The 24,367-nt window shown below is 70.0% G+C and carries 19 protein-coding genes and 4 pseudogenes; 10 read left to right on the top strand and 13 right to left on the bottom strand.

The annotated features are described in order from the left end of the window. Positions 1-36: 36 nt before the first annotated feature. The 6 genes from A3IC_RS0120530 to hisC all read left to right on the top strand — a co-directional run bounded on the left by A3IC_RS0120530 (position 37) and on the right by hisC (position 6,668). Entirely contained in the window at positions 37-1,041 is a 1,005-nt protein-coding gene (locus A3IC_RS0120530; protein WP_020551928.1) for an ABC transporter permease, read from the top strand. A gap of 7 nt (positions 1,042-1,048) precedes the next feature. Continuing rightward, on the top strand, positions 1,049-1,993 hold the full coding sequence (locus tag A3IC_RS0120525) for an ABC transporter permease (protein WP_205354391.1): 945 nt from the start codon (positions 1,049-1,051) through the stop codon (positions 1,991-1,993). Continuing rightward, positions 1,990-2,997, top strand: a complete 1,008-nt coding sequence (locus tag A3IC_RS0120520; RefSeq protein WP_020551926.1) for an ABC transporter ATP-binding protein — start codon at positions 1,990-1,992, stop codon at positions 2,995-2,997. The genes A3IC_RS0120525 and A3IC_RS0120520 overlap by 4 nt, the downstream gene beginning before the upstream one ends. Next, entirely contained in the window at positions 2,990-3,973 is a 984-nt protein-coding gene (locus A3IC_RS0120515) for an ABC transporter ATP-binding protein (protein WP_020551925.1), read from the top strand. The genes A3IC_RS0120520 and A3IC_RS0120515 overlap by 8 nt, the downstream gene beginning before the upstream one ends. Positions 3,974-4,058: 85 nt before the next feature. Further along, the gene (locus A3IC_RS55560; protein ID WP_020551924.1) at positions 4,059-5,558 is read left to right on the top strand and encodes an aldehyde dehydrogenase family protein; all 1,500 of its coding nucleotides are present in this window, start codon (positions 4,059-4,061) and stop codon (positions 5,556-5,558) included. A gap of 36 nt (positions 5,559-5,594) precedes the next feature. Continuing rightward, the gene (hisC, locus tag A3IC_RS55555; RefSeq protein ID WP_020551923.1) at positions 5,595-6,668 is read left to right on the top strand and encodes a histidinol-phosphate transaminase; all 1,074 of its coding nucleotides are present in this window, start codon (positions 5,595-5,597) and stop codon (positions 6,666-6,668) included. A gap of 318 nt (positions 6,669-6,986) precedes the next feature. Here the strand turns inward: hisC and A3IC_RS65060 are convergent. The 5 genes and pseudogenes from A3IC_RS65060 to A3IC_RS55540 all read right to left on the bottom strand — a co-directional run. Continuing rightward, positions 6,987-7,387 (bottom strand): annotated as a pseudogene (locus tag A3IC_RS65060) (thiamine pyrophosphate-binding protein); the annotation flags it as partial. Next, positions 7,347-7,580, bottom strand: coding sequence for a Cgl0159 family (beta/alpha)8-fold protein (locus A3IC_RS73560; protein ID WP_020551921.1), 234 nt, complete (start codon positions 7,578-7,580; stop codon positions 7,347-7,349). The gene A3IC_RS73560 and the pseudogene A3IC_RS65060, both read right to left, overlap by 41 nt. Before the next feature lie 310 nt (positions 7,581-7,890). Further along, a complete protein-coding gene (locus A3IC_RS72590; RefSeq protein ID WP_020551920.1) occupies positions 7,891-8,259 on the bottom strand; it encodes a PfkB family carbohydrate kinase in 369 nt (122 codons plus the stop codon). Positions 8,260-8,371: 112 nt separating this feature from the next. Beyond that, positions 8,372-9,195 (bottom strand): annotated as a pseudogene (gene dmpG, locus A3IC_RS55545) (4-hydroxy-2-oxovalerate aldolase). Between the two features lie 41 nt (positions 9,196-9,236). Next, positions 9,237-9,998 (bottom strand): hypothetical protein, encoded by a 762-nt coding sequence (locus A3IC_RS55540; RefSeq protein ID WP_020551919.1) that lies wholly within the window; start codon positions 9,996-9,998, stop codon positions 9,237-9,239. Between the two features lie 410 nt (positions 9,999-10,408). Here A3IC_RS55540 and A3IC_RS55535 point away from each other — a divergent pair. Continuing rightward, a pseudogene (locus tag A3IC_RS55535) lies at positions 10,409-10,858 on the top strand (transposase); the annotation flags it as partial. 112 nt (positions 10,859-10,970) lie between these two features. Here A3IC_RS55535 and A3IC_RS0120470 read toward each other — a convergent pair. Continuing rightward, a complete protein-coding gene (locus A3IC_RS0120470; RefSeq protein WP_026218510.1) occupies positions 10,971-11,414 on the bottom strand; it encodes a winged helix-turn-helix transcriptional regulator in 444 nt (147 codons plus the stop codon). Positions 11,415-11,552: 138 nt separating this feature from the next. Here A3IC_RS0120470 and A3IC_RS0120465 point away from each other — a divergent pair, with 138 nt between their 5' ends. After that, positions 11,553-12,425 (top strand): aldo/keto reductase family oxidoreductase, encoded by an 873-nt coding sequence (locus A3IC_RS0120465; RefSeq protein ID WP_020551916.1) that lies wholly within the window; start codon positions 11,553-11,555, stop codon positions 12,423-12,425. A gap of 10 nt (positions 12,426-12,435) precedes the next feature. Here A3IC_RS0120465 and A3IC_RS0120460 read toward each other — a convergent pair whose 3' ends face one another. Then, positions 12,436-15,045 carry a hypothetical protein gene (locus tag A3IC_RS0120460; RefSeq protein ID WP_020551915.1) on the bottom strand — a complete coding sequence of 870 codons (2,610 nt, stop codon included), beginning with the start codon at positions 15,043-15,045 and terminating at the stop codon, positions 12,436-12,438. Between the two features lie 368 nt (positions 15,046-15,413). Between A3IC_RS0120460 and A3IC_RS0120455 the strand changes: the two genes are divergently transcribed. Together A3IC_RS0120455 and A3IC_RS65055 are read left to right on the top strand one after the other, a co-directional pair. Continuing rightward, complete coding sequence (locus A3IC_RS0120455; RefSeq protein ID WP_020551914.1) at positions 15,414-15,977, top strand: DinB family protein; 564 nt, start codon at positions 15,414-15,416, stop codon at positions 15,975-15,977. A 296-nt stretch (positions 15,978-16,273) separates the two neighbouring features. After that, positions 16,274-17,015, top strand: a pseudogene (locus A3IC_RS65055) (thiolase family protein); the annotation flags it as partial. Positions 17,016-17,811: 796 nt separating this feature from the next. On the opposite strand, the gene A3IC_RS0120435 reads toward A3IC_RS65055, so the two are convergent. From A3IC_RS0120435 to A3IC_RS0120410, 6 genes are read right to left on the bottom strand one after another with little or no spacing between them, the layout of a single operon-like run. Next, on the bottom strand, positions 17,812-18,654 hold the full coding sequence (locus tag A3IC_RS0120435; protein ID WP_020551910.1) for an HTD2 family dehydratase: 843 nt from the start codon (positions 18,652-18,654) through the stop codon (positions 17,812-17,814). After that, positions 18,651-19,808 (bottom strand): CaiB/BaiF CoA transferase family protein, encoded by a 1,158-nt coding sequence (locus A3IC_RS0120430; RefSeq protein WP_020551909.1) that lies wholly within the window; start codon positions 19,806-19,808, stop codon positions 18,651-18,653. Before A3IC_RS0120430 ends, A3IC_RS0120435 begins: the two co-directional genes overlap by 4 nt. A gap of 17 nt (positions 19,809-19,825) precedes the next feature. Further along, on the bottom strand, positions 19,826-20,629 hold the full coding sequence (locus A3IC_RS0120425; RefSeq protein WP_020551908.1) for an HpcH/HpaI aldolase/citrate lyase family protein: 804 nt from the start codon (positions 20,627-20,629) through the stop codon (positions 19,826-19,828). Further along, the gene (locus A3IC_RS0120420) at positions 20,629-21,789 is read right to left on the bottom strand and encodes an acyl-CoA dehydrogenase family protein (RefSeq protein WP_020551907.1); all 1,161 of its coding nucleotides are present in this window, start codon (positions 21,787-21,789) and stop codon (positions 20,629-20,631) included. Before A3IC_RS0120420 ends, A3IC_RS0120425 begins: the two co-directional genes overlap by 1 nt. Then, a complete protein-coding gene (locus A3IC_RS55525) occupies positions 21,786-22,841 on the bottom strand; it encodes an ABC transporter permease (protein ID WP_020551906.1) in 1,056 nt (351 codons plus the stop codon). Before A3IC_RS55525 ends, A3IC_RS0120420 begins: the two co-directional genes overlap by 4 nt. Beyond that, entirely contained in the window at positions 22,838-24,289 is a 1,452-nt protein-coding gene (locus tag A3IC_RS0120410) for a sugar ABC transporter ATP-binding protein (RefSeq protein WP_245599365.1), read from the bottom strand. Before A3IC_RS0120410 ends, A3IC_RS55525 begins: the two co-directional genes overlap by 4 nt. Positions 24,290-24,367 lie beyond the last annotated feature (78 nt).

Raw genomic sequence — 24,367 nt, 5'->3', positions numbered from 1 at the left:
GAACATCACGACCGCGGGAAATACGGAGGAGAGAGCATGTCCCGACTGACCCGGCGCTATGTGCTGGGACGTGCGGCCAGGCTGGTGCTGACGGTCTGGCTCGGCCTGACCCTGATGTTCATCATCCCGCGGCTCGGACGCAGCAGCCCGGCAGACGCGATCATCGCCAAGCTGGCGGCCGGCGGAGGCGCCGCAGACCCATCGCTCGTAAACGCCTATGAAAAGCGGCTCGGTCTGCACGAGTCACTGTGGCACCAATATCTTGACTACTTGTGGAATGCGATCCGATTCGACCAGGGATACTCCCTGTCGGAATTCCCTGCCACGGTGAACAGCATAGTACTGGAAGCCCTGCCGTGGACATTCGGATTGGTCATCTCCGCCACGCTGATCTCGTTCGTCATGGGAACGCTGATCGGGGCGATAATGGGCTGGCCCAAGTCGCCGCGCGCCCTGCGGCGGATACTGCCCATTACCCTTCTCTTCTCCTCGCTTCCCGCGTTCATGATCGGCATCGTGCTGCTTTTCCTGTTCGCGCAGCAATGGCACCTCCTGCCCTTCTCCGGCGCGTACAGCGCCGACGTGGTGCCCGGACCGAACCTGCCGTTCGTGTCGAGCGTGGTCAGCCACGCGATACTGCCCCTGCTGTCCGTGGTCCTGGTCCAGATGGGCGCCTGGGCCATGGGCATGCGAGGCATGCTGATCACGACCACGTCCGAGGACTACGTGATGCTGGCCGAAGCCAAAGGACTCCGGCCACACTCGGTATTCCTTCACTACGGCATACGGACCGCGATCCTGCCGCAGGTCACCTCGCTCGGACTCGCACTGGGAACGGCGGCCGGCGGTGTTGTGGTCGTCGAAACCGTCTTCGCCTACCCCGGTCTTGGAAACCTGCTCTATCAGGCCATCCTCGCCAACGACTACACAGTCATCGAAGGAGTGGCCTTCTTCCTGATCCTGGGAGTGTCCGTCTCGACATTCCTGCTCGACCTGGTCTATCCGTTCCTCGATCCGCGCATCGACATGAGAGGAAGGTGAGGCAGGCATGGTAGTGATGACCTCCCTCGTCGAGTCATCGGCCGAGCAGCAACCGGACGCCGCAGGCCGAGGACGCCGAGACAACCCCTGGCTCAACCCCATGCTGCTGTCCGGGCTGGGCGTCCTCGCCCTCCTCTTCGTCACCAAGTGGATCGCGCCGCTCTTCGTCGCCAAGAAGGAGGCGCTGATCGGCGCTGCGGCGAACAACATGGTGCCGGCCTGGGCCGACCCGTCCGTCACGCACGGGTTCGTCGCGAACACCGGCGGCCATCCGCTGGGTACCGACGGCCAGGGGCGCGACATGCTGGCAAGCATGCTCATCGGTATTCCGCAGACCCTGGAAGTCGGACTGCTCGGCGCCGGCATCGGCGTCGCGGTCGGAATCGTCCTGGGATTCACGGCAGGGTTCTTCGGCGGCTGGATCGACGCAGTCATCGGTACCGTCACCGACGTGGGCATCGCCATCCCGGGGTTGGCCGTGCTGGTCGTCATCGCCAGCTACGTCACCGACCTCGGAGTCGTCGGGCTCAGCCTGATCATGGCGCTCTTCGCCTGGCCGATACCGACACGGGTTCTGCGGGGCCAAGTGTTGTCGATGCGCGAACGCGGCTACGTCGCGCTGGCCCGACTCTCCGGCGCCTCGTCACCGAGCATCATGTTCCGCGAGATCCTGCCCAACATGCTGCCCTACATAGCGGCCACCTTCGCGCAGACCGTCTCCGGCGTGATCCTCGCGGTCACCGGCCTCGAGGCGCTGGGCCTGGCACCCAGCCGCTATCCCACACTCGGCTCCACCATCTCCGACGCCTTGCAGGGATCGGCGATCTTCCGCGGTATGTGGTGGTGGTGGGGGCCACCCGTCATCGCCCTGCTCGGGATATTTCTCGCGCTCCTGGGCGTCACACTGGGCCTGGACCGGGTGGCCAACCCGAGGCTCAGGGGGAAGGCGTGAGCACCGCCGGGCTCGAGGTACGCGGCCTCGACATCCGATACGACACCACGCGCGGCGTGGTACACGCCGTCAGCGGCATCGACTTCGACGTCCGCGCGGGCGAACTCCTCGGACTGATAGGCGAGTCCGGCTGCGGCAAGACAACGACCGCCATGGCGCTGCTCCGCCTGCTTCAGCCCCCCGGCCGCACCCACGCAGGCACCGCGACGCTGGGCGGGGTGGACCTGCTGGCCCTCTCGGGTGAGCAACTGCGCCGGGTACGCTGGTCGAAGGTCGCTTTTATCCCCCAGGGCGCGCAGAACTCACTCAACCCCGTCCTGCCGGTGGGCAGGCAACTGGCGGATGTGATCAAGGCCCACACCGACGACCGCATCGACCGTTCGGCACTGCGTGAACGGATACTGGGCCACCTGAACTCGGTGGGCCTGCCCTCCCGCGTCGCCGACATGTACCCCCACCAGCTCAGCGGCGGAATGAAGCAGCGAGCCTGCATCGCCATGGCCATCGCGCTCGAACCCGAGCTGATCATCGCGGACGAGCCGACAAGTGCTCTCGATGTGATCGTCCAGCGCGTGGTGGCGCAGACCCTCGACAACATCAAGAAGAGGCTCGACGTGGCGATCGTCATGATCGGCCACGACATGGGCCTGATGGCTCAACTCGCCGACCGTATAGCGGTGATGTACGCCGGCAAGATCGTCGAGTCCGGGCCGACCGCCGAGGTCTTCGCCGCGCCCGCCCACCCCTACACCGCCCAACTCGTCGGCTCCGTGCCCACGCCGGGCAAGGATCTGACGGTCATGACCGGCGAGCATCGCATGCCGGACCTGCGCCACCCGCCTGCCGGATGCATCTTCCAGGGCCGCTGCCCCAAGGCGGCCGACGTATGCCGCGGCACGGCGCCGCCGGCGGTGCGGGTCTCGCCCGACCGGATCTCCTTCTGCCACTTCGCGCAGGCACAACCGCCCGCCTCTTCCGTGTCTGAGGACGTCTCGCATGAATGATGCGCTGCTCGAGATCATCGGGGCCACCAAGCGATACCCGGCGCATGACGGCTCGGGCGCGACGCCGACCGTCCTGGACAACTTCAACCTCGTGATCCCCGCGGGCGAGGCGCGCATCGTCACGATCGCGGGGGAGAGCGGTAGTGGGAAGTCGACCCTCGCCTCCGCGATCCTCGGACTGGTTCCGCTGACCGAGGGCAAGATCATGTTCAAGGGGCGCGACATCTCACGCCTCGGCCGCGTGGACCGCAAGAAGTTCCGCCGATACGTGCAGGCTGTCTTCCAAGATCCCTACGGCACGTTCAACCCCTTCTACCGGGTCAGCCACACTTTCGACACGGTGATCCGCAACTTCCGGCTCGCCAGGCAGCGCCACGACGCACAGGCCCTGATCGAGGAAGCGCTGTCGGTCGTCTCCCTGAACGCCGCCGAGGTCCTGCACAAGTATCCGCACCAGCTCAGCGGCGGCCAGCGCCAGCGGATCATGATGGCGCGCGCCTATCTGCTCAAGCCGGACCTGATCGTCGCCGACGAGCCGGTTTCGATGATCGACGCATCACTACGCTCGATGATCCTGCGGATCATGCAGCGGATGCGCGACGAGCACGGTATCTCCTTCCTCTACATCACCCACGACCTCGCCACAGCGCACCAGATCGCCGACGAGACCTTCTTGATGTACCGCGGGGTCACCGTCGAGCACGGCATGGGGAGCACCGTTCTCAGCCGTCCCCAGCATCCCTACTCGCAACAACTGGTCGCCTCGATTCCTCGCATCGACCAAAAGTGGGACGGCACCGTGGAGCTGCCCGACGAGCTTCCCCCGACTCCCGGTGCGGCGCACGGCTGCCTGTTCACCGATCGCTGCCCGGTAGCCGTGGAGGCGTGCACCAGGACGGTTCCCAAGCTGCTACCGGTCGGGGCGGGCGGGCACGAAGCGGCCTGCCTGCTCTACGAGCGGCAGGCGAGCGCATAGTGCCCGGGCGGGGCACGGAAGCAACTGCTCAGGCCCACCGCAGACATGCGGTCAACCTTTCCGACCGATTCGAAGGGCCCGTACGATGACCACCGAAACGACGGCTGAAGCCACCCGCGTGTGGGGCAACTTCATCGGCGGCACCTTCGCTCCGTCCGCGACGCGGCAACAGCTCGCCGTGCGCAACCCCGCGACGGGGGAGACCTTGGCGGAGGTCGCCCACAGCTCGGCCGCGGACGTCGACCGCGCCGTGGACGCCGCGACCACCGCGTTCCACGGCGAGTGGGGCGCCATGAGCCCCCGTGAGCGCGGCAAGCTGTTGCGCGCGCTCGGCGCCGCAGTCGACGCGCATCGCGAGGAGCTCGCCGAGCTGGAGACCCGCAATGTCGGAAAGCCGATCCGGGAAACGTCGGAGCTCGACATCCCCGGGACGGCCGCGTGCTTCGACTACTACGGCACCTGGGCGGACAAGCTCTACGGTGAGACGATCCCCAATTCGAGCATGCCCGTCCTCAACTACACCATTCGGCAGCCCCTCGGTGTCGTCGGTGCCATCGTCCCGTGGAACGGCCCGTTGTCGATCGGGTCGTGGAAGGTGGCACCCGCTCTGGCCGCAGGCAATACCGTGGTGCTCAAGCCGGCCGGCCTCACCCCGCTGAGCATGCTGCGGCTTGCCGAGTTGGCGCAGGACGTGGGTATCCCGGCCGGTGTCTTCAACGTCGTCACCGGTCCATCGGCCATCGGCGATGCACTCGTCACCCACCCCGGGGTGGCCAAGGTCAGTTTCACCGGCTCCACATCGGTCGGGCAGACGATCATGTCTCGCGCAGCCCCGACCATGAAAGCCCTGACGCTGGAGTGCGGGGGCAAGTCGGCGAACATCGTCTTCGGCGACGCCGACCTGGACGCGGCCGTCGAGGCCACCTTGTTCGGCATCTTCCTCAACCAGGGAGAAGTCTGTGCCGCCGGCTCGCGCCTTCTCGTCCAGAGCACCGTGCACGAGGAGTTCCTCGGCCGCCTCGTCGAGCGCGCCGGGCGGCTGCGGGTCGGCGACCCGCTGGACGCGACCACCCAGGTCGGCGCATTGATCTCCCGCTCGCATCTCGATGAGGTCCACCGGTGCGTCGAAGCCGGAGTGAGCGACGGAGCCCGGCTTCTGACCGGCGGCGAGCCGCTCACCGTGGCCGGTCTGGCCGACACCTTCTACACACCGACAATCCTGGACGGCGTCGACAACGGTTCGCAGTTGGCCCAACAGGAGGTCTTCGGCCCGGTCCTGGCCGCGATTCGGTTCGAGACCCCGGAGCAGGCCGTGCAACTCGCGAACGACAACATGTACGGGTTGTCGGCGAACATCCACACCACCCATGTGCAGCGGGCACACTCGATGGCCGCACGCCTGCAAGCCGGCTCGATCTTCGTGAACCTGCCGGCCATCCCGTTCGCCGAGGCGCCTTTCGGCGGCCTCAAGATGACCGGTCTGGGGAAGGACCTGGGCCGCGACGGAATCGAAGGCTTCACGTTCAAGAAGTCCGTGGTCGTCAGCCTGGCCGAACCCGGAGAGCACTTCCGGTGGTACGCGTGACCCGGGAAATCGATCTGGCGAGCACGGGAGAATGAAGTGACCTACGTGGCAGGAAAGTCCGCCGACGTCTTGAAGCGTGAACTCGGCGTCGAAACCGTCGTGAAGCTCGGCTCGAACGAAAGCCCGATCGGCCCCTCGGCGCGGGCCGTCGAAGCCATCACGACATACGCGTCGCAAAGCCACATCTACCCCGGACCCGAACTTCGGCAACTGCACGACACCATCGCCGAAGGCACCGGGTTGAGCCCCGCCAACGTCGTGATCGGCAACGGCTCATGCGACGTGCTCCTGTCGGTGGCCGCACAGGTGCTCACACACGGCGACGAGGCCATCATCCCCGAGCCGAGCTTCGCGATGTACCGCATAGGCGCACGGGCGGCAGGCGCCACCGCGGTCGGTATCCCGCACCGCGACTACGCGTTCGACATCGACGCCATCCGCGCGGCGGTCACCCCGCGAACTCGCATGCTCTTCTTGACCAACCCCAACAACCCGACCGGGCTTGTGCTCACTCGCACACAGATCACCGACCTGCTCGACGCACTGCCGGACGACGTACTGGTGGTCCTCGACGAGGCATACGGAGAATTCGTCGACGACGACCAGCACGTCGATGGCGTCGACCTACTGCGCGAAGGGCGCAACATCATCGTCACCCGCACCTTCTCCAAAATCTACGCACTCGCCGGTCTGCGTGTCGGATACGGACTCACCACGCCAAAGCTTGCCGACCAACTGCGCGCGGTCCAGCCGCCCTTCCACACCGGGAGCCTCGCGCTGCGCGCCGCGAACGCCGCATTCGCCGACCGCGAGCACCTGGAGCTGTCCCGCCGTGTCAACCGAGAGGGACGCTCGTACCTGACGGCCGAACTCACCGCGCTGGGACTGCGGGTCCTGCCGTCCGAGGCCAACCACGTCCTCGTGGTGGATCTCGAGGATGTCCCCGCGATCGACGCGGCACTCAACGCACGCGGAGTCATCTCTCGACCCACAGGCCCCTCCTTCGACCTCAAAGGCGGACTACGAGTAACCGTCGGCACGCCGCAGCAGAACCAGACGTTTATTGCCGCCCTACGTGAAGCCCTGCACGATCTCGCAGCAAGCGCCTGATACCCGGGCCGGGCCAACGGAAGAGAGTCGACGGCCGGTAGCTGCGGCGAAGGCCACGATGCCCGCGACCCGGCCCCGACCGCCTCGCAGACCGGTCGGGTGCACGCGGCCCTCGCCGACGAGCGCCGGGCGGACAAGTACCTCGACGCCGTCGCCGACCCTGACCGACGGGCTCGGCGACGGCATCCCCGAGTAGGTGGTACTTCGACGCCGCCGAACACGCCGGCGCCCGCGCGGTATTCACCCGAGACCCGGCAGGAGTCGACCGTCCTCGCCGAGCCGTGAGGGTTGCGACGGCGCACGGGCCGGGCGCCGGGCGTCGGTGAGCACCCGCATGGCCTGCGTCGCGGCGTGCGCGAGTTGCTCCGGGCGCTGGGCGCGGTCGAAGAAGCGCGAGACGGGCCGGAAGGTGTCGTCGACGCTGATGTCGGCGGCGTACGGCAGTTCCAGTCCCCGCAGGACCGACGAGGCCGCGCGGGTGGCGAAGGTGTCGTCCGGCGACAGCAGCATCGGCAGCCGGTTGATCGTGGCCGGCGCGGCCCCGGTGACCATGTCGGTCGCCCCGGGCCCCACCGACGTCGTGCACGCCGGCGTGGAGAGCCTGCGCCTGGTGCGGGCGCGTAGGCCACCGCCACGTGCACCATCGTCTGCCCGTTGCGGGCCTGATGGTAGGTCAGGTCACCGGGGCGCTCCAGGGGCGCCTGCCCGATCCCGGCCACGGCGTACATCGCGTCGACGTCGGTGCCGCCCTCGGCGATGCCACGCGTCGTAGGAGCCGAACCGGTCGTCGAGTTCGAAGCTCGCGCCGGGGATGCCACCGCGGTTCATCGAGCTCAGGACCGGCTTGCCGTCCAGTGCGCCGAGCAGGATCAGGTCCTCGACGATGTCCGGGGTGCCCAGGAAGCCGTCCACTCCGGGGCGGGCCGGCGCCTTCGCGCGAGCAGTTCGTGCCGGTCGCCCGTCGCGGTGGCTTCGCCCCCCGGCGGCGATCGCGCCGCGCGGGGTGGTCGGCGGCGAGGATGAACAGCGGTCGGGCGAGGCCGGCGCGCTCGAACCCGGGCCGGGCCGGTGCGGCGCGGCGGAGGGCGCCGGGGTCGGTCAGGCGGGTGGCGACGACCGAGGCGATGTCGGGGCGATGCTCACAGCTGTCCTTCGGCAGGGGCGGAGACGGAGACGGGAACGGAGCCGTCGATGCGGCCGGCATCGTCGGTGGAGCGCGCGATCAGGTCGTCGATCTCGCGAGGGTGAGCATCGCGTCTGCGTACGCGTGTCGGCCGGCGACCAGCGCGCCGGCGGCGTTGGCGATCTCCAGGGTGCGGCGCAGCGGCAGTCCGAGGGCCAGGCCGGCCGCGAGTGCGCCGCCGAACGCGTCGCCGGCGCCGAGGCCGTCGACCAGCCCGGCGCGCCCCGGGACAGCCGCAGCCGCGAGGTCGAGGTCGCCCTCGGCAGCCGCGGCCCCGACCTCGCGAGCGGTCGTGTCGGGATCGGCAAGCCGGGACCGCGCCGCGTGATCCAACGCCTCGGGAGACACGACATCGACGCCGGCCGGGAACGCCGCAAGGAATGGGGCGCCGTTGTCACCAGTCGTCATGTGTGCCGGGCCGACGACGCGGGCGCCGCCGAGGGTGAAGCGGTCGGACCGAGCGCAGACCGAGAACCGGAACCCCGCATTGTTCTTCGGAGCCCCATTCCGGCCGGGGCGGTCAGGTGGACAGGGTCAGGGCGATGTCGACGATCATGTCCTCCTGGCCGCCTACCAGACCTCGGCGTCCGCACTCCATGAGGAGGTCACGCACGTCCACGCCATAGCGCGCCGAGGCGGTTTCGGCGTGCCGCAGGAAGGACGAGTAGACGCCCGCGTAGCCGAGGGTGAGGGTTTCGCGGTCGACCCGGACCGGGCGGTCCTGGAGTGGACGGACCAGGTCGTCGGCGGCGTCCTGGAGGGCGAACAGGTCGCAGCGGTGGTCGAAGCCGGAGATGTCGGCGACCGCGATGAAGGCCTCCAGTGGGCAGTTCCGGCGCCCGCGCCGTGCCCGGCCAGCGAGGCGTCCACGCGGAGGCAGCCGTTCTCCACCGCCACTACCGAATTGGCCACCGAGAGCGAGAGGTTCTCGTGGGCGTGGATGCCGATCTCGGTCTCCGGGCGCAGCACGTCCCGATACGCGCGCACCCGGGCGGCGACGTCGTTCATGGTGAGTCTGCCGCCGGAGTCGGTGACGTAGACGCAGTGCGCGCCGTACGGCGTGGCGACCCGGACCGAGCGGACCCCGAGGTCGTACGCGTGCCGCAGGTCGTGGATGGTGCCGACGCCGGGGAGCAGCAGGGTGGTCAGCCGGGCCCGTTCCAGGACGGAGGCGGCGGCTTCGATCCAGGCCCAGTCGCTGTGCGAGCCGGGGCCGTAGTTGAGCGAGCCGCCGGCGAGGCCGTCGCCGTGTGCCACTTCGATGGCGTCCACGCCGGCCCGGTCCAGGGCAGCGACGATCCGCGCGACGTCCGCGGTGGAGATCCGGTGCCGAACGGCGTGCATGCCGTCCCGCAGCGTGACGTCCTGGACGAAGATCGGGGTACTCACGGGGCGGCCTCCACGTGCTGCGGTGCGGTGCCGCGGGTGCTGTCGGCGCCCGGGCCGCGGGCCGCCATCCGGTCGCCGACGCGGAGCGCGGCCGAGGTCATGATGTCGAGGTTTCCGGCATAGGCGGGCAGGTAGTGTGCGGCTCCCTCGACCTCCAGGAACACCGAGACCTGGTGGGTGGGCCGGTCCGCGCCGGGGGCCGGCAGGGTTTCCAGCGGCTGGTCGGCGGGGACGGGGGTCACCTGGACCTCCTGCTTGAGCCGGTAGCCGGGCACGTACCCGGCGACGGACGCGACCATCGCCGCCACCGCGCCACGGATCTCGTCCACCGTATCGGGGCCGGGCGCGCGCACCAGCGCCAAGACGGTGTCGCGCATGATGAGCGGCGGCTCGGCGGGGTTGAGGACGATGATCGCTTTGCCGCGCCGGGCACCGCCGACCTCGACGATCGCGGCCGAGGTGGTCTCGGTGAACTCGTCGATGTCGCCCTGTGCGATCCAGGCGCGGGCCACTGCCGCGGTGGCGTCCGGATCGTGGGCCAGTACGGCGGCCATGCGGGAGTCGGTGTTGCCGATCCCGGGAAAGAATTCGAGTCGGGTGACGGCGAGTTCGCCATCGCCTCCGGCGTCGGCCAGGACCGCGACCAGGTCGGCCGGGTAGGGGGCGTGTTCCTGCTCCAGCAGCGCCAGGGCGGCGACCGCGCGGACGGCGGCGGGCGACACGCACCGCGTGGCGGCGTACCCGCGGGTCGTCGTCACCGAGCAGGTGCAGCAAACCGGAGACTTCGGCCCCGACCCGCGCGTGCCCCTCCTCGTCGCCGGCCCACGGATGGGGCCTTGGCCTCCCGCGCCCGCGAGCAACGCGAGCACTCCTGCTCGTCCGTGGAGGGCGTGCACGGCGGCGTGGGCGAGGAAGGGCACGGCCGCCCGTCTCGCGGCGGTGTCCTTTCCTCAGCGCCGGCCCAGCAGGCCCGCGACTGCGGTGAGGGCCCCTGGAGGCCGCGCCTCCAAGGCCCGGGGGTCAGCGCCGAGGCCACGCTCGCCAGGGCGCTCAAGCGAGGGTCGGCCGCTCGGCCCGTACGCGGACGGGGACTACCAGGTCTTCCTTCACTCCAACGCCTCCCGGACCGGCCCGAACTGCATGCCCGCAGCATGTGGAGCGCCACGTTCTCCGCCTGAAACGCTCAGGGATGACGGACGGTTACGGAATTCCGCTCGGCAGGGTTCTCGCAGGAGCGAACCGCCACGACTCCCCGCTGCTCGCCCCGACCCTGGACCTGCTGGATGGCCTCGGACCCCTGCCCGACGACATCACCGTGCACCTGGACGCCGGCTACGACTCGGACAAGACCCGCGCCGAACCCACTGCCCGTCACCTGCACGGTCGCATCGCCCATAAGGGTGAGAAGGCGCCGATCCAGGCCAACCAGCGGTGGCACGTCGAACGCACACACGCCTGGCAGAACGCCTTCCACCGCCTCGCCCGCTGCTACGAGCGCGGCACGACCGTCATCCACGCCTTTTTCGACCTCGCTGACACAATCATCACCGTCCGTAGCCTGATCCGCCGAGCCTGGACCACCCACCGCCGGGACAAGCGCCCGAAGCGACGCCCATGACCGCCTGCCTATCCGCCCTGCCTTTTACGCGCAGACTGTTCCTGCCGACCGGCGACCCTTGTCCGAGCCGAGGCCCGAAACGGGCGACCGGCCACGTCTTGCCCTTGGGGTTTCAGTCGACGCGGGCGTCGTAGGTCCCGCGGTTGGCGAGCACGTCGTCCATATGAGTCTCGGCCCAGCTCTTGAGACCGCGCATCATGTCGTACAGCGACAGGCCGAGATCGGTCAGCTCGTAGGAGACCGTGACGGGCACGGTCGGCGTCACGGTGCGGGTCAGCAGACCGTCGCGCTCCAGGGAGCGCAGTGTCTGGGTGAGCATCTTCTGGCTGATCCCGGCCAGGAGGCGGGCCAGCTCCGAGTAGCGCATCGCCCGGGGCTCGCCCGCGCAGTCGGTGCCCGCCCGGTGCGGGCTGCCGTTGCCGAGCGCGGCCAGGATCAGCGTGACCCACTTGTCGGAGATCCGGTCGAGCAGCTGCCGACTGGGGCATGCCGCCACGAACGCGTCGTACTGCACTTTGGCCTGCGCCCTCTGCTGGGCCGCCGTCATCGTCGCCATCAAAACCACTCCTCACACTCCCTCGGGTGCCTTACGCACTCCGAAGTGCCTACTTCCCCGCGGAGAGTTACATGTCAATGATGGTGCAAGAAACCATCAGGCACCAGCGCCTGGCTCGACACGAAAGGCAGCAGCGGCATGAGCACGCTTCCCGCTTCACTCCCCGGCGGCACCTGGACCCTGGGCGACCTGACCGTCACCCGGTTCGGCTACGGCGCCATGCAGCTCGCCGGCCCCTGGGTCATGGGTCCGCCCGCCGACCAGGACGGCGCCCTCGCCGTCCTGCGCGAGGCCGTCAACCTCGGCATCACCCACATCGACACCGCCGACGCCTACGGCCCGCACATCACCAACCGGCTGATCCGCGAAGCCCTGCACCCCTACCGCGACTCCCTGCACATCGTCACCAAGGTCGGTGCGACCCGTAACGAGCAGGGCGGCTGGCCCCCGGCCCGCAAGCCCGACGACCTGCGCCGCGCAGTCCGGGAAAACCTGGAAAACCTCGACCTCGACACGCTGGATGTGGTCAACCTCCGGCTCGGCGACGCCCAGGGCCCTGTGCCCGGCTCGCTCACCGAGGCATTCGAGACGCTCGTCGAACTCCGGCAGCAGGGCCTCATCCGGCACCTCGGCGTAAGCAACGCGACGCCGGAACAGGTCGCCGAGGCACGCTCGATCGCACCGATCGTGTCCGTGCAGAACATGTACAACCTCGCCCACCGACACGACGACGAGCTCATCAACGAGCTCGCCGAAGCGCGCATCGCCTACGTGCCCTTCTTCCCGCTCGGCGGCTTCACCCCGCTGCAGTCCTCGGTCCTTACGGCCGTGGCCACCCGACTGGACGCGACACCGATGTCGGTCGCCCTGGCCTGGCTGCTGCAGCGGTCGCCGAACATCCTGCTGATTCCCGGCACCTCCTCGGTGGCACACCTGCGCGAGAACGTCGCGGGCGCGGGACTCTCGCTCTCCGACGAAGACCTCGCCGAGCTCGACAAGATCGGCCGCTGACCCCACGTCATCATGATGAAGCGCTGTCGCGCCCTTCGACGGGCGCGACGGCGCTTCCCAGCGGATGGCGGAGGACGGAGGCCGTGGTGGCGAGGAGTTCGGGGAGGGTGCCGGTGAATTCGGGGAGCAGGCGGATCGCCACCGTCCAGTGTTCGGCGTGAGCGGGGTCGAAGTCGGTTTCGGCGGCCAAACGGGTCAAGTCCTCGGTGAACGGCAGGTCGGTTCCGCCGAGATGGGCGAGGGCGTTGCCCGCGGGGGCGGCCAGGGTGAGGAGGTCGGCGGGGACGAGCCGGCCGTCGTCCAGAGCGCTCGGCAGCCAGTCCGGTTCGTGTATGCCGATCGGAAAGTCGATGCGTGCCAGGTAGGCGGTCAGGAGGCGCCGCGGGCAGTCGGGGTGTGCGGCAAGGGCCGCCGACAGGTCTTCGGAGAGCGGCTGCCGGTCGTCGGCGGCGATCAGGAGGTCCCACGGGACGGTGATGCCGTACTCGGCTTCGAAGTGCTCCAGCCGCTCGTCGCTCCGGCCGGTGCGGAGGATGTACCCGGCCGCGGCGTCCGGGGTCCGGGCCGCAGCGAGGATTTCGCGGACGGACGCCAACCCCGCCTCGGGCGTGGGCGCGGCCAGTGCGGTGCGGAGCGTACGGTGCGTCGTCGCCGGGAAGGGGTGCTTGGCGCCCGGGCGGCGGCCGGGGTACTGCGTCTCGTCCAGCAGCGAGGCCACGGCGTCGGGGCCGTGACGTTCCCACAGACCGACCGCGACCCGCAGCCGACCCACCTCGGTGTTCAGGCGGGTCCGGCCCAGCATCGAGCGGACGAGCATCGGGTCGCCCGAATCGAGCGCGGCGAGCAGCCAGTTGCGCCGGGTCGCGGCGCTGGTGCGAGCGAGCAGGTCGCCGAGGGCCGGGCTGATCGGAACCCGCCCGCTGCCGCCGCCGCGGGGCCTGCCCGCGCATATGCGGATGCGTTCGTGTTGGGCGATCCCGCCGAAGTCGTAGAGGCTCGCGTTGACTTCGGGATCGTCGAGGTCGAGCAGCCCGTCGACGACGTCGGCCGGCATCTCCCAGTGCGCGGCGTTGGCGACGGCGGCCTCGGTGCCGCGTACGGCGTACGTGTGCGCGCGGACCTTCGCGGACAGCGGGTAGTAGACGGTGAGGTGCTGGACGGCACGCAGGTCGAGTGCGGGGATCACTGCGCACTGCACGTGGTCGGGTGCGGCGTTGAGGAGGGCGTAGAGATGCGCGCGTGCGCCCTTGGGGGCGTCGGGTGGAAAACGCGCGGCCAGGCCGCGCGGCCAGGTGACCGGCGTTCCCTTGGCGCGCTCGTCGGCGGCGTGCGCCACGGCGGCGGCGACGAGTTCGTGGCAGGTGCCGGGGAATCGGGCGACGAGGTGGTGGAGCGAGATCCATGCCTCGGGGTCGTCGCCGAGTGGTTCGATCAGCCGGGCGAGGGCCGGGGCGAGCGCCGCGGGTACCGGGCCGCGGTAGCGGGTGGAACCGTCGTCGTCCTCGTCGTCGGGCACGGAGTCCGTTCGGCGGGGACACAGTCGGTGGAGGGCGGCCAGGACCTCGCTCGCCGGGGTGACGACGCGAAGGACCTCGTCGAGGGCCAAGCGGTCGTTGTCGATTCCCCAGACGAGGAGGTCGGCCGGCGGATCGTCGTCGAGCACGTCCGACGGCAGTGGGGCGGTGGGCTGTACCGAGCGCAGGTGCACGGCGTACGACGTATCGAGGCCGGCGCGGACGGCCGCGAAGACGAGTGCTTCGGGGCATCCTTCGTGCCTCGTCAGTTCGACCTTGGGGCCGATGGCGTACGGGAGCCGGGCGTCCTCGCGCAGGACCGCCGCCCAGTCGACGCCGCCGGGCGGTGCCTCGAGGCGATCGCCGAACCGCAGCCCGAGCAGCCAGGAGTCGTGGTCGGCGCGTGGCCGCGGATGGCCGCCGAGCCGCGCTCGGGCGGCGCGCAACACGGCGGCGGGCTCGTCGGCGGCGGCGGCCTCCCGGAACACCGCAGCCGGTTCCGGGTGGTGCGATGCGTTGTCCTCGTCGTGGAACAGCTCCGCGAACGCTTCGAGTTCGGCGCGCGCGTGCACGGGCCGGGGGTGCGCGACGCAGGTGCTCAGGACGCGGTCCACCACGATCCACGGGGGCAGGTACGGGGCGAGATGGCGGACCGCGTGCCGGACCAGTTCGGGGAACGGCGCGTACAACGCCGACCGCAGCAGCCAGGGCGATGTGTGCTCCAGGAGGGGTGTCACGACTTCGGTGTGCCAGTCCGCCGACGCGGGGTCCGCGTCCGCCCAGACCGCCGCACGCACCCGCTCACCGCGGTCGCGGCAGGTGAGCAGCGCATGGCCCACGGCCGGGTCGCCGCCGCGGGCCATGCGCACGGCCGCCTCCTCGTCGAGGTGCCGGTTGCCCGCGAGTTGCACCAGCAGGTCGCGGTCACCCGACGCGAGTACGGTCTCGATCAGGTTCGGGGGCGGGGCGATGTGATCGGCGGTGAGCGCTCGGAGCGTCTCGATCCTCAGCCGCACCACCAGCTCGGCGGCCGTCGCGGCGGGCGCGAGGTGGTGCGCGGCATACAACGCCGCGCGCTGGACCGTCAGACTCTCGTACGTGTTCACCTGGGCTGCCACTCCTCGCCGGGACGGCCGCACCTCCCCGAGCGGAGCGCGGCAGCGATCAGCGTAGGAGGCCCGTCGGACGCCGGGCCCGGCCCGACCCTGGGAGCACCACCCGGTTCCCGGCCACACGGCCCGGGATCGCTTCGGCCGCCTCGGGCGGGCCCGGGCATATCGTCGCATCGAGTGGCAACCCCGCCGGACCACGGCCCTTTTCCGGACTGGCGTTGAAGTCGCGATCTTGCAGTGGCTCGCCGTGGCGTCCGCTGTGTCAAACACGGGATCGCCAGCGGATGGATCAGGGGATTGCGGGCCGACGACGGCGTCCGCGAGGGTCACAGCCAGGTCTTCGTTGTAAGTAGTGTGCGGAAATGACAAGGAGCGAGCGACTCGCGGACCAGCTGGACTGGTACTGGCACAAGAACCTACGGCCGCGGCTGGACGGTCTTACCAATGAGGAGTACTTCTGGGAGCCGGTGCGCGGCTGCTGGAGTGTCCGCCCACGTGGCACGTCGGCCGCACCGATGTCGGAAGGTTCGGGGCAATGGACGATGGACTTCGCGTCCCCTGGCCCGGAGCCGGCGCCGGTGACCACGATTGCCTGGCGACTGGCGCACATCATCGTCTCCTGCCTGGGCTATCGGGTCGGATGGTACTTCGGCGGCCAGGACGTCAACTCCGAGACATTCCCCTACGCGGGGACCGCTGACCAGGCGCTGAAGCAGCTCGATGAGATGTATGCGAGATGGAACGCGGGGGTCCGTGAACTCTCGGACACTGACCTGGAGAATCCGCCCACGGTGGGTCCCGAGCGGTTTCCCATGGAGAACAGGGTCCTGCACGTCAACAGGGAGCTGATCCATCACGGCGCCGAGATTTCCCTGTTGCGCGACCTCTACCGCTGGCAGGACGGAGCCGTACCGAGCCGCATATGACTTCCGGTAACCGGCGATCGAGCTTCGAAAACCTACGTGGACTCCGTGCCGCTCCGTGGCTGCGAGCTTCAGTGAATACGGCCCCGCCCGGGCGGGGCCGGTAGTTGCTTCAGTGGTCAGCCTTGAGGCCCGGGTCTTCCCGCATCCGGTTGGGGCGGCGGTGCGTTGTCGGTGAAGATGGGCATGCCCAGGTCGACCAGCTCGGCCGACACCTCGGCCAACCCCTACGCCAATCCGAGGCCGGTCACCCGGCCGGAGTTGGACAGGCTTCTGCACGCCGCAGGGGAGGGCCGCGCATGACCGGCGAAGTGTTCGTCCACGACGCGGTTCGCACCCCGTTCGGCGGGTACGGCGGCGCGCTCGCCGGCTGCCGCCCGGACGATCTGGCGGCGCTGGCGGTGCGCGCTGCTCGCCCGCACCCCGGCGCTCGATCCGGCGCGGATCGACGAGGTGGTGTTCGGCAACGCCAACGGCGCGGGGGGAGGACAACCGCAACGTCGCCCGCATGGCGGTGCTGCTCGCCGGGCTCCCGGTCTCGGTACCCGCGGTCACCGTGAACCGACTGTGCGGCTCCGGCCTGGAGGCCACCATCGCGGGCGCGCGGCAGATCGCCCTCGGGGAAGCGATCTCGTGCTGGTCGGCGGGGTGGAATCGATGTCCCGGGCGCCCTGGGTGCTGCCCAAACCGGAGCGCGCCTTCCCGGCGGCCGGCGCGGAACTGGTCTCGACGACGCTGGGATGGCGACTGGTCAACCCCGCGATGCCGGCCGTCTGGACCGTGTCGCTGGGGGAGGCCACCGAGCAACTCGCCGAGCGCGAGGGCATCTTCCGCGAGGACCAGGACGCCTTCGCGCTGCGTTCGCATCGGGCCGCGGCCGGCGCCTGGGACCGCGGCTTCTACGCGAACCAGGTGATTGAGGTTCCCGGTGTCGGACCGATCCGCGACGAGTCGATCCGCGCCACCACGCCGCAGGCCCTGGCCGGACTGGCCCCAGTCTTCCGCCCCGACGGCACCGTGACCGCGGGCAACGCCTCTCCGCGTACGTGCTCGACGGCCCCCGGGCGTCGCACGCGACGGGCGTCGCCGACGCGCTGACCGCCGGCGGCTGGTTCCGCCGCGGAGCCGATGTCGTGGATCCGGGTACCTCCCCGTGTCCCGCGTCCGCGCCGCCTGGCCCGGGCGGGTTCCCGCTACGAGCACACCTGGTACCCGCCGTTGCCGGAGTTGTTGCGCAAGCGCAGCAAGGAGGAGTCGGACGCGGTGTGGGAGGCCCGCCCCAAATGGCGCAACAAGCACCTGCCCACCGGGGATCACGAGGTCGTCGCCCTGGACATGAACACCGTCTACCTGTCCGCGCTCAAGGCCCACCTGCCGATCGGCCCCCTCGAACACCGCGCAGGACCCGACTTGGACGACTATGACGGCCCGCGCGGCCGCGCTTTTGGGACGACGGGTCCCGCGCGGGCCTGTTGCGGGTCGCCGATCCCGACGACTCCCGGCACTTCGACGTGGGCGGCTACCTCCGGAACTGGACGGTCGAGGCGGCGCGCGACGCGATCGCCGCGTACGCGCACATCCCGATCGCGCTCCTGTACGACCCCGACCCCGCGATACGGGAGGCGGCCGCGTACGCCCTCGCCGCGGCCTCGGGGCGAGCGGGGGAGATCTCCGCGGCCCTGCACGAGCGCCTGAGGATCGAGGACGACGCGCGCGTGCGCGCGGGCCTGGCCCTGGCGATCGCCCAACTCGCCCACGAACACGACCCGGGCGACACCGCCGCCTTCGCGCGCGCCCTGTGGTCGGATCCGACTGGCCCAGGATCGCATCGAATAGGTCAGGAGGGTTGCACGAGCCCGCCTCGAGTGACTCGCCCGCGAGCTGTCGCGCGGCCGGAAAGGTCACGCGCGCCCGTGCGCCAGCTCGCACCATCGGCGACCGCCGAGACCACCAGCCCCTGGTGGTCCAACAACGGGGACACCAGTCGGTAGTCGATCGAGACCCCTCGGTCCGCTCCCCGCTCGCGCGCGGCCTCGGCCATCGCGATCGCCTGCAGCGGACCGTGCGTCACAAGCCCGGCGTACCCCTCGACCTCGCGCGCGTAGTCACGGTCGTAATGGATGCGATGGGCGTTGTAGGTCAGGGCGGAGAACCGGAACAGCAGCGCCGGATCGATCGGCAGACGCCACTCCTCTGGCTCCAGTCCGATGTCCTCGACCTGTTCGACCGGCGCCGGGGCACCCGGCGCCACGGCGTCGCGGTAGACGATGTCCTGCTCCTCCACCACGACGGGTGCGTCGTCCTGCTCGATCGTGTGGCGGACCACGACGAAGGTCAGCCGTCCGCTGCGGCCGTCCTTGTCGGTCGACGACACGATCTCGGTGCGCCGGGTCGTCAGGACGCCGAAGCGCAGCGGCGCGAGGCTCGTGGCCCGTCCGCCTGCCCACATGCGACGCCGCCCCGGCTCCGGCGGCGCCGGAATCACGCCGCTGACGGGGTGGCCGTCGGTGCCGAGATCGGCCTGGGCCGGCCGCTCGAGGAGGTACAGCCAGTGCCACAGCAGCGGCAGACCGTCGCGATCGAAGTCCGGCTCACCAACCTCCAGCAGGCGGGTCAGCGCGAGCGCGGGCTCCGGCCGGAGCACCTCGCGGCGCTCGATGTGGGTCGGGTGCTCGCTCACGCGGAGACCTCAATACGTCCGGTTGCGAACTCGGCGCGTAGCGCCACGTTGTGCTCACCAAGGCGCGGGACGTCACCCATGCGCGACTCCTGACCGTCCATTGACACCGGCGGCAGCATCGCGGAAATCACGCCACCCGGGGTCCGAACCTCGCGCCATCGGTCGCGAGCCTGGAGCTGTGGGTGGGCCATAAGCTCGGAGGGTGCCCGCAAGCGCGCGCAGGCGATGCCCGCCGCGTCGAGGCGCGCGACGATCTCCTCGGCATCGATACCGGCGAAGGCCTCGGCGATAACCGGAGTGATCTGCTCGTCGTTCTCCACGCGCTCGGGATTGCCGACGAACCTCGGGTCCGTGACGAGCTCCGGCCGGTGCAGGACATCGGTGCAGAGCCTCGCCCACTCGCGGTCGTTCTGGACCCCGAGGAACACGAGGTTTCCATCGCCGGCGGGGTAGGGGCCGTACGGTGCGATCGAGGCGTGCTTCGCGCCAGTGCGACGCGTCTCGGTGCCTCCGTGCACCGCGTGATAGGCGGGCTGGCTCATCCACTCGCCCAGCGCATCGATCATCGCGACCTCGATCGTGGCGCCGATTCCTTGCGTCGCGCGCTGCAGCAGTGCGGCGAGAACGCCGGAGTACGCGTACATCCCCGTAGCGATGTCGGCGACCGAAGTGCCAACCCTGCTGGGGGTGTCGGGCGTACCTGTGGCAATCAGCAGCCCGGTCTCGCACTGCACCAACAGGTCGTAGGCCTTCTTGTTCCGGTACGGCCCCACGGTGCCGTACCCCGAGATCGAGCAGTGGATCAGCTCCGGGCGCTGTGCTCGAAGGCTCGCCGCGTCCAGGCCGAGACGTTCCACGGCACCGGGCACAAGGTTTTGCACGACGACGTCGGCCGAGGCGATCATGGCGTCGAGCACAGCGCGGTCCTCGGGCGCCTTGATATCGAGCTCGATCGACTCCTTGCCGCGGTTGAGCCACACGAAGTAGCTGGAGTCTCCGTGCACGGTGCGGTCGTAGCCGCGGGCGAAGTCGCCCGCGCCGGGTCGCTCGACCTTGATGACGCGGGCGCCGAGGTCGGCGAGATGCCGGGTCGCGAACGGTGCGGCCACGGCCTGCTCGAGCGACACGACGGTGAGTCCCTCCAGAGGAAGCATGCGGGATTCCCTCCTGCTCAGTCCCGCAGGATCGCGCGTGCGCGATCGATCACGGGCTTGTCGATCATGTGACCATCGGGACCGGCGACCACGCCTCCACCTGCGGCCGCGGCTGCCTCGACGACGCCGCGAGCCCACGTCAGCTGCTCTGCGGTCGGCGCGAACACCCGCGCCACCGCCTCCAGCTGGGCAGGATGGATGCAGAGCTTCCCGCCGAACCCGAGCGCGCGGGACCGGCGGGCCTCTGCGGCGACGAGGTCGGTGTCGCAGACCGAGGTCGTGACGCCGTCGATCGGTGCGGGCAGCCCCGCGACGCGGGAGGCGAGCACGAGGGTGCTGCGCGCCGGCAGCAGCGCGTCGTCGACGTGCTCGGCCCGCACGTCGACCGCGAAGTCGAGCGAGCCGAACGCCAGCCGCTCCACGCCGGGGGCCTCGGCAATCTCCACGGACCGGTGGACGCCCAGTGCGGACTCCACGAGCGCGACCAAACCCCGCCCGGCCGGCAGACGTCCGGCCAGCTCCGTGAGCGCCACCGGGTCCTCGGCCTTCGGCACTACGAGACCCAGCACGCCGGGCAGCTCGGCGAGTGCCGCGACGTCGTCGTCGTGCCATGGCGTGCCGGTCGCGTTGACCCGCACCCAGGCCCGGCCTCCGTTCGAGAGCCACGCCGCAGCCGACCCACGGGCCGAGTCCTTGGCATCGACACCGACGGCGTCCTCGAGGTCGACGATCACGGCGTCGGCACCCGAGGCCGCGGCGCCGGCGAACCGCAGTGGGGTCGTGGCGGGGACGAACAACCATGTGCGGTTGCTCACGCCCATTAGGCCGGGTTCCGTTTGACGAGTTGGCGGGCGATGACGTTCTTCTGGATCTCGTTGGTACCCTCGCCGACGATCATGAGCGGCGCGTCGCGGAAGTACCGCTCCACGTCGTACTCGGTGGAGTAGCCGTAACCGCCGTGGATGCGCACCGCGTCGAGGGCGATCTTCATGGCCACCTCGGATGCGAAGAGCTTGGCCATGCCGGCCTCCATGTCGGAGCGCTCACCGGAGTCGAAGCGCCGCGCTGCGTACTGCACGAGCTGACGGGCTGCGGTCAGCTGCGTGGCCATGTCGGCCAGGTAGTTGCCGATCGACTGGTGCTCCCAGATTTGCTTGCCGAAGCTCTCGCGCTCCTGGCTGTAGCGCAGCGCGTCCTCGAGGGCCGCGGCGCCGACGCCCAGCGCACGCGAGGCAACCTGGATGCGACCGATCTCGAGACCACGCATCATCTGCGCGAACCCTTGGCCCTCCTCGATCCCGAGCAGGCTGCTCTGCCGGGTGCGGTACCCGTCGAAGAAGAGCTCGCAGCTCTCGACTCCCTTGTAGCCGAGCTTCGGCAGATCACGGGAGACCTCGAAGCCCGGACCCTTTTCGACCAGCAGGATGCTGATGCCCCGGTGCACGGGCTCCGCGTCCGGGTCTGTGCGACACAGGAGCGCCACGAGCTGGGAGCGCCGCGCGTTCGTGATCCAGGTCTTGGAGCCGTTGACGACGTAGTCGTCGCCCTCCTTGCGGGCCGTCGTGCGCATGGCCTGCAGGTCGGAACCCCCTCCCGGCTCGGTCAGCGCCATCGTCGCGCGGATCTCGCCGGTCGCCATCCGCGGCAGGTAGTGGTCCTTCTGCTCCTGCGTGCCGTGGTCGATCAGGAGCTTCGCCACGACGCTGTGGCCGCCCATCGCACCGGCGAGGCTCATCCATCCGCGGGCGAGCTCCTCGGTGACCGCGGCGTAGCACGGCGTGCTCACCCCGGCGTCGTTCCACGGCTCGGGGATGGCCAGGCCGTAGATGCCCATCCGCTTCATCTGGTCGATGAGCTTCGCGGGGTAGGTGTTGGCGTGCTCCAGCTCTTGGACCACGGGTTTGACCTCGCGGTCGACCCAGTCGCGGACGACGGCGACGATCGCGGTCTCCTCCGCGTCGAGCTCGTACGAGGCGATCATCGCGACGCACCCGTCAGGCGACGGTGGGTCAGCAGTGAGGAGACCGCCACCGCGACGATGACGGCGCCGCCGTTGAACGCGGGCTCGACCCAGTCGGCCGCTCCTGCGAGGGTCAAGCCGTTGATGCTGATGGCGACGAAGAACACGCCGACGAGAGTGCCCGCGACGGTATAGCGCCCCGGGCGGATGGTGGTCGACCCCAGGAAGATCGCAGCGAGCGCCGGAAGCAGGTAGCCCACCCCGACCCCGGAGGCCGCGCTACCGGTCCGAGCGAGGAGCAGCGCACCCGCCAGGCCGGCGAGCGCGCCCGAGGCGACGAAGGCCAGAGCGACCGTGCGCTGGACCGGCAGGCCCACGAGGTGTGCCGCCGTCTCGTTGACGCCCACCGACAACAGACGCCGCCCGAAGATCGTCAGCCCGAGGAGGAAGGACACCGCCAGTGCGGCCACGATGACGAGGTACACCGGCCGCGGGACGCCGAACCACAGGCCGTTGCCGAAGTTCGTGAGGGTCACGGGGACGCCGACGATGGTCTGATGGCCGGACCACGCGGACGCCACGCCCCCGAGCAGGGTGGCCATGCCGAGGGTGATGACGAGCGAGTTGGCCCGGAAGTACGCGGTGAGGATCCCGTTCGCCAGCCCAACCAGCGCACCGATCGTCACGGCGATGACCACGCCGACGAGGATCGGCAGCTCCATCGAGGTGGTCGCTTTGGCCGCGGCGATCGACGTCAGTGCCACGATCGCTCCTACCGAGAGGTCGAAGCGATGCGCCACCAAGGGGATCAGGGCGGCGAGTGCCACCAGGATCAGCACCGACTCGTTGGCCACGATGTTGCGGAGATTCGACACCGTGGGGAACGTCGCCGACGTGGCGGGATCGAGGGCGAAGTAGATCGCGACGCCCAGCAGCAGCATCACGAGTCCAAAACGCTCGGTCAGGCGCAGGAGCGACGGGCGCCATCCATTCGTCGTCGGCACGGCGTTGTCCTCGGCGGGTGGCTTCTCGGTCGGCATCTCGAGGGTGGTACGGGCGTCCTGGGATGTCATGTCGATGCCTCCTTCTCGTGCTGGTAGACGTTGTCGAAGATCCATGTGCGGGTGATATCCGGACCCGAGGCCTCGCTTGTGATGCGGCCGTCGGCAAGCACGAGCACCCGGTCGGCGAGATGGAGCAACTCATCGAGGTCGGACGTCGCAAGGAGCACTCCCGCACCGCCGGCGACGGCTGCGTCGATCCGGGCGTGGATGTCGGCCCGTGCACCGACGTCGACCCCCTGCGTCGGCTCGTCCAGGAGGAGGACGACCGGGGCGGACCTCATCGCCCGCGCCATCACGGCCTTCTGCTGGTTCCCGCCCGACAACCGAGCGATCGGTGCGTCCGCCGTTCCCTTGATGCCGTAAGTGTCGATGTCGCGCTCGGCATCCCTGCGCTCGTCGGTGCGTCGCAACCAGCCGCCGCGCCGGTACCGACCGATCGTCGACGCCGAGAGGTTCTCGGTCACCGACAGGGACAGGAACGCACCGTCGCGCGCCCGCTCCTCGGGGACGATCGCGAGGCCACGCGAGATCGCCTCGGCGACGTGCCCGGACCGGAGCCGTCGGCCGCTCACTGAGACCGAGCCTCCCCGCGGCTTGACCGCTCCCATGACGTTTTGCATCACGCTGGTCCGGCCGCTGCCGACCAACCCGGCCAGGGCCACGACCTCCCCGGCGCGGATATCGAAGGTGACGTTCTCCAGGGGGCCACCCCGCAGGCCTTCGACCGAGAGCACGGCTGGTCCGAAGGAGGTCCGCGGCCGGCGCTGTCGCTTAGCGGGCGCGTGTCCTGCTATGTGCGCCACCAGACTCTCGCGATCGTGCTGGGCCGCGGGGCGGGTGTCGACGTGGCGGCCGTCGCGCAGCACCGTCACGGTGTCGGCGTAGCTGAGAACCTCGTCGAGCCGGTGCGTGACGTAGAGGATGCTCTGGCCCCGACTGCTGTAGGCACTCAGCCGCTGAAGCAGGCCGTCCACCTCGTCGGCGGGCAGGCGCGTCGTCGGCTCGTCCAGGACGAGCAAACCGACGCCGCAGGAGTCGCGGTCGCGCAGGCAGCGCGCCACCGCGATGAGCGTCTGGTCGGCAGGTCGCAGGTCACGCACGAGGGACCGCGCGTGGACAGGGATCTCGAGCGCGTCCAGCAGTCGCTGGACCGATCGGCGTGCCTCGGACCAGTCGATGCCGCCGCGCCGTCGCGGGAAAGGACTGCCTGCGAGGACGTTCTCTGTCACGGTCAGCTCCGGGAACAGGCCGAGGTCCTGGTGGACGAACCTGATGCCTGCCTCCCGGGACCAGCGCGGCGTCAACTGCTCGACGTCGAAGCTCTCGTCACCCAGGTGGAGCGACCCACCCCGGTCGGCGCTGTAGACGCCGGCGAGGATCTTGATGAGCGTGGACTTCCCTGAGCCGTTGCCGCCTACGAGTGCGTGGAAGTGGCCGGGCGCGACCGAGAGGCTCACGTCCGCGAGGGCTCGCGTGCCGGGGAAGGTCTTGGAGAGGCGGGCGAGCGCCAAAGCGCTCGCCCGTCTCCCGGAGGT

Origin of the sequence: Embleya scabrispora DSM 41855 (assembly GCF_000372745.1) — a bacterium.
GTDB lineage: Bacteria > Actinomycetota > Actinomycetes > Streptomycetales > Streptomycetaceae > Embleya > Embleya scabrispora.
This window is presented reverse-complemented; position numbering and strand designations above follow the sequence as displayed.